The sequence below is a fragment of the Rhizobacter sp. genome, from assembly GCF_031412075.1.
Classification (GTDB): Bacteria; Pseudomonadota; Gammaproteobacteria; order Burkholderiales; family Burkholderiaceae_C; genus Rhizobacter.
Window position 1 is genome coordinate 1 of sequence record NZ_JANOCG010000129.1, and the last position, 3,308, is coordinate 3,308.

General features: G+C 63.5%; 3 protein-coding genes. All 3 read left to right on the forward strand.

Annotated elements, in window-relative coordinates; all coding sequences use genetic code 11:
• Positions 1 to 217: 217 nt before the first annotated feature.
• The 3 genes from narH to narI are packed head-to-tail and all read left to right on the forward strand — an operon-like array spanning position 218 to position 3,194.
• Positions 218 to 1,750, forward strand: a complete 1,533-nt coding sequence (gene narH / locus RMO40_RS04715; RefSeq protein WP_309717018.1) for a nitrate reductase subunit beta — start codon at positions 218 to 220, stop codon at positions 1,748 to 1,750.
• A gap of 2 nt (positions 1,751 to 1,752) precedes the next feature.
• Complete coding sequence (gene narJ / locus RMO40_RS04720) at positions 1,753 to 2,454, forward strand: nitrate reductase molybdenum cofactor assembly chaperone (protein WP_309717021.1); 702 nt, start codon at positions 1,753 to 1,755, stop codon at positions 2,452 to 2,454.
• A gap of 5 nt (positions 2,455 to 2,459) precedes the next feature.
• The gene (gene narI / locus RMO40_RS04725; protein ID WP_489660107.1) at positions 2,460 to 3,194 is read left to right on the forward strand and encodes a respiratory nitrate reductase subunit gamma; all 735 of its coding nucleotides are present in this window, start codon (positions 2,460 to 2,462) and stop codon (positions 3,192 to 3,194) included.
• The last annotated feature ends 114 nt before the right edge of the window (positions 3,195 to 3,308 follow it).

The following is a 3,308-nucleotide window of genomic DNA, read 5'->3' on the forward strand; positions in this document are numbered from 1 at the left end:
CCGGCCGCCGATGAACTGATCAAGCCGACCCAGGCGCAAGGAGAGGTTGCATGAAAAAGCAAACCGTTCTCCCTCCCGTTCGGGCTGAGATCCCTCCCGAAGCCCCGGTGCCGGCCGCAATGCCCTTCCTTCGACAAGCTCAGGACGATCGGGAATACAGGCTCAGGGCAAACGGAGATATGCGAGCCGACGTCATCACAAAGCATGGAGCCCCATCATGAAGATCCGCGCCCAAATCGGCATGGTGCTCAACCTCGACAAATGCATCGGTTGCCACACCTGCTCGGTCACCTGCAAAAACGTGTGGACCAGCCGGCCCGGCATGGAGTACGCGTGGTTCAACAACGTCGAGACCAAACCCGGCATCGGCTACCCCAAGGAGTGGGAGAACCAGGACAAGTGGAACGGTGGCTGGATTCGCAACGCCGACGGTTCAATTCAACCCAGGCAAGGCGCGAAGTGGAAGCTGCTGATGCGCATCTTCGCCAACCCCAACCTGCCGGAGATCGACGACTACTACGAGCCCTTCACTTTCGACTACGGCCACCTGCAGTCGGCGCCAGAGATGAAGGCCACGCCGACCGCACGCCCGCGCAGCCTGATCACCGGCCAGCGCATGGAGAAGATCGAGTGGGGCCCGAACTGGGAAGAAATTCTGGGCGGCGAGTTCAGCAAGCGCAGCAAGGACAGCAACCTCGACGGTTTCGAGCGCACGCAGAAGGAGATGCTCGGCCAGTTCGAGAACACCTTCATGATGTACCTGCCGCGGCTGTGCGAGCACTGCCTCAACCCGGCGTGCGTGGCCGCGTGCCCGAGCGGCAGCATCTACAAGCGCGAAGAAGACGGCATCGTGCTGATCGACCAGGATAAATGCCGCGGCTGGCGCATGTGCGTCTCGGGCTGCCCGTACAAGAAGATCTACTACAACTGGAAGAGCGGCAAGGCCGAGAAGTGCACCTTCTGCTACCCACGCATCGAAGCCGGCGAGCCCACCGTGTGCTCCGAGACCTGCGTCGGCCGCATCCGCTACCTGGGTGTGCTGCTGTACGACGCCGACCGCATTCAGGAAGCGGCGAGCGTGGAACACGACCGCGACCTGTACCAGGCGCAGCTCGACATCTTCTGCGACCCGTTCGACCCGAAGGTGATCGAGCAGGCGCGTGTGGACGGCATCCCCGACAAGTGGATGGACGCCGCGCGCCACAGCCCCGTCTACAAGATGGCGGTGCAATGGCGCGTGGCCTTGCCGCTGCACCCCGAGTACCGCACGCTGCCGATGGTCTGGTACGTGCCACCGCTGTCGCCCATCAGTGCGGCGGCCAACGCCGGCCACGTGGGCCAGAACGGCGAGATTCCTGACGTGAATCAGCTGCGCATCCCGGTCAAGTACCTGGCCAACCTGCTGACCGCGGGTGACACGGTGCCGGTGGTTCGCTCGCTGGAGCGCATGTTGGCGATGCGCGCCTACCAGCGCGAAAAGCATGTGGACGGCCGCATCAACCACGAGGTACTCAAACAGGTGGGCATCAGCCAGGCCGAGGTCGAAGAGATGTACCAGGTGATGGCCATCGCCAACTACGAAGACCGCTTCGTGATCCCCAGCACCCACCGCGAGTACGCCGAAAACACCTTCAACGTGCGCGGTGGTTGTGGTTTCAGCTTCGGCAACGGTTGCTCCGAAGGCAGCTCCGAGACCAGCCTCTTCGGCAGCGAGAAAAAACGCACCATCCCCATCCGGGCGGAGATCTGATCATGTTTGGCATCACCAATCCGTCGATGGAAAAGAGCCTGCGTGTGCTCGCCGCGCTGCTGAGCTACCCCGAAGCGCAGATGCGCAGCCACCTGGGCGAGATGAGGGCGCTGCTGCAAGACGAGCGTGCCATCACCGCGTCGCGGCTGGTCGAGCTCGATGCGCTGATGGGCAGCCTGCAGCGCGCCGAGCCGCTGGTTGCAGAAGCCGATTACGTGGAGCTGTTCGACCGCGGCCGCGCTACCTCGCTGCACCTGTTCGAGCACGTTCACGGCGACTCCCGCGATCGCGGGCCGGCCATGATCGACCTCGGCCAGACCTACGAGAAGGCCGGGCTCATCCTGGCCGAAGGCGAGCTGCCCGACTACCTGCCGGCGGTGCTCGAGTTCGTCTCGACCCAGCCGCCGAAAGAGGCGAGGGCCTTTCTCGGCGAGATGGCGCACATCTTCAACGCGATCTTCGGTGCCTTGCAGCAGCGCGAAAGCGCCTACGCCAGCGTGCTCGGCGCCTTGCTGGAGCTGGCGGGTGAAAAGGCGCAGCCGGTCAAACCCGCTGACGAAGAGCCTCTTGACGAAAGCTGGGCCGAACCCGTGGTGTTCGATGGCTGCTCGTCCAAAGGCCAGGCCAAACCCGGCCAGCCGCAACCGATCCAGGTGGTGCGCAAAAAAGCCCCCCACGGCCCACGCCAAGGAGCCAGCACATGAACCCCGTGATGACCTACCTGCACAACTTTTTCTTCAACGTCTACCCCTACATCTGCCTGGCGGTGTTCCTGATGGGCAGCCTGGCCCGCTTCGACCGCGACCAGTACACGTGGAAGAGCGACTCCTCGCAGATGCTGCGCGCCGGCACGCTGCGCTGGGGCAGCAACCTGTTCCACATCGGCATCCTGTTCCTGTTCTTCGGGCACCTCGTGGGCCTGTTGACGCCGCACTGGCTTTACGAAGGTTTCATCAGTGCGCCTGACAAACAACGCATGGCCATTTATTCGGGCGGCCTGGCGGGCGTTGTCTGCTTCGTGGGCCTGAGCCTGCTGCTGTACCGGCGCCTCTTCGACCCGCGCATTCGCCTGACCAGCCACCGCACCGACATCGCCATCTTGCTGATCCTGTGGGTGCAGCTGGTGATCGGCCTCATCACGCTGCCGTATTCGTTCGGGCACAAGGACGCGAGTGCCATGCTGATCCTGGCCAACTGGGCGCAAGGCATCGTCACCTTCCGCCCCAACGCCGATGCGCTGGTCGCGCTCGACTGGCCCTACATGATTCACCTGATCCTGGGCATGACGATCTTCCTGCTGTTCCCGTTCAGCCGGCTGGTGCACGTGTGGAGCGGTTTTGCCACCGTGGCCTTTCTGTTTCGCCCGCACCAGGTGGTGCGCAGCCGGCGCCTGAACGTGCCGGCCGGTCACAACGAACCGCGTCGGCCTGACGCACGCGTCTGAAAGGGGAACCTACATGCTCAGCGAAACCGTCGACTTCAGCAGCTTCTCCACCCCGCAACCCAGGCCGCCGCAAGTGGCCCGCATCAATGGTGTGGCCTTGAAAAGGAAAGTGAA